This window comes from Pseudomonas sp. RA_5y_Pfl1_P24 (assembly GCF_963970945.1).
GTDB classification, from domain to species: Bacteria; Pseudomonadota; Gammaproteobacteria; order Pseudomonadales; family Pseudomonadaceae; genus Aquipseudomonas; species Aquipseudomonas tritici.
This window is the reverse complement of record NZ_CAXAOJ010000030.1, coordinates 1-1,943: the sequence shown is the minus strand read 5'-3', so window position 1 is coordinate 1,943 and position 1,943 is coordinate 1. Positions and strand designations below refer to the sequence as shown.

The 1,943-nt window shown below is 59.4% G+C and carries 1 protein-coding gene; it reads right to left on the bottom strand.

Going from position 1 to position 1,943, the window contains the following annotated elements:
* Positions 1 to 73 precede the first annotated feature (73 nt).
* Positions 74 to 1,465: a group II intron reverse transcriptase/maturase gene (ltrA, locus tag AACY30_RS27295; protein WP_445261459.1), complete on the bottom strand. Its 1,392-nt coding sequence runs from the start codon at positions 1,463 to 1,465 to the stop codon at positions 74 to 76.
* Between the last annotated feature and the right edge of the window lie 478 nt (positions 1,466 to 1,943).

Below are 1,943 nucleotides of genomic sequence, written 5' to 3'. Positions count from 1 at the left end.
CCATCGAGTAGGAGGCGGATTCACATCCGCCGTCCTCTCACACCACCGTACGTACGGTTCCGTATACGGCGGTTCAGGTTATACGGTTAAGTCGGTTTATCGTGTCCAGTATCGAGACCAGGCCGAGGTTGTCCCATCGTTTCTTCGCCAGCGCCTGATTCATATGTGACGCTCCCGAGTTCCACCATGGGCCGCGGCCGTTGAACGCTGATTTGCAGGCCCGCTCCTCTTTGAGTCCCAAGCGCATCAGGTTGCGCGCCCTCGTGGAGGGCCACTTCCATTGACGCCAGAGGACGCAGCGAAGCTTGCGCCGCACCCAGCCGTCCAGTTCTTCAAGTGGCCTTCTGCTTCGGCTAAGCTGGAAATAACCCGCCCAACCGCGTAGTACCGGGTTTATTCGCTCGATGATCGTAGCCATCTTGCAACCCTGTGCGCCGTGCAGCAGCTCTCTGAGCCGATCACGCAAGCGATTCAGGCTCATCGTTGCCACTTTCAGCTTCGGCTGTTTATGCCAGCTCATCCCGTAACCTAAGTAATCACAGACCCATGGCCGTGCCAAGCGGCTCTTTTCCCGATTCAGCGTTAGTTTCAAACGCTGATTCAGGAAGCGCTCAACCCCGGCCAGCACTCGTTCGCCAGCACGGCGACTGCGCACATAGATGTTCGCATCGTCGGCATAACGCACAAAGCGATGCCCCCGCCGCTCCAGTTCGCGATCGAGTTCGTTGAGCAGGATGTTCGACAGCAACGGCGAGAGCGGGCCGCCTTGCGGCGTCCCCTCCTGCCGTCGGCTGACGATCCCGCCCGACATGATTCCGGCTTCGAGGTAACGACGGATCAGCCTGAGCACCCGCCTGTCTTCGATTTGACGCTCGACGTAGGCCATCAATACATCGTGGTTGACCCGATCAAAGAATTTCTCCAGGTCAAGTTCCACGCACCAGCGGTGGCCCGCCGCCACATGGGCACGGGCAGTTTCAATGGCTTGATGAGCGCTTCTACCCGGACGAAAACCGTAGCTGTAATCCGAGAACAGAGGGTCGAAGATCGGCGTGAGCTGTTGCAGCAGGGCCTGTTGGATCAGGCGATTCACGACACAGGGAATGCCCAACTGCCGTGTTCCACCTTTGGGTTTTGGGATTTCAACGGCGCGCACACCTTGCGGGTGATACACGCCGGCCAGCAACCGAGCCTTGAGAGTCGGCCAATACTGTTTCGTGTAGTCCGCCAGTTGATCGACCGTCATGCCATCGGCACCCGGTGCGCCCTTGTTGCTGACCACACGTTGATACGCACGCCTGAGGTTGGCCGGTGCAAGCACCCGCTCCATCAGCGTGTCCGGCTCCGCGTTCGTCCACGTCACAGACGCCGCCGATGCCTGCGCACTGCCAGCCGCAAACCCTGGATTCCGTCCAGAGCTTGGGGTTACAGCCCTCTTGTGGAGAGATTTCTGCTTTTCGGACATTCGACGAGACTCTGACGCCTACTGGCGGCATAACCTGTTCGGCCCTTGGTGGCGTGGTTTTTTTTCCGCCACTTACTACGGCCTCGGCTGACTTCTGCAGGTTCATCCCGTCGCCTCTCGGCGCTCGATAGCACGATGGCAAACCTGCAGATCTCCCAGGGTAATTCGCGCGACCTTCCTGCTTATGCCTGTCGGATATACGTCACAGCGCTCCGTGCAAGTATCGGGCTTTGACGATTGTGGCCGTCTTACCCCGCTGTGCCGCCTCATCCGCTTCCTGTTCGTCAGGCCAGCATTTCGCCTCGGGCTTCCTTCAGATTCGCAGTCACCCGCGACACCCTTGCCTCTGGCTAACACTTCCCCTTGCCGGGTGTGTAGAGGACTTTCACCTCCAAGTCGTTCGGCTCACCACCACAGTGAGCTGAACAGCGCCAGTCACGGCGCTACGCGCCATGCCTGGCGCACCACAAAAAAGCCC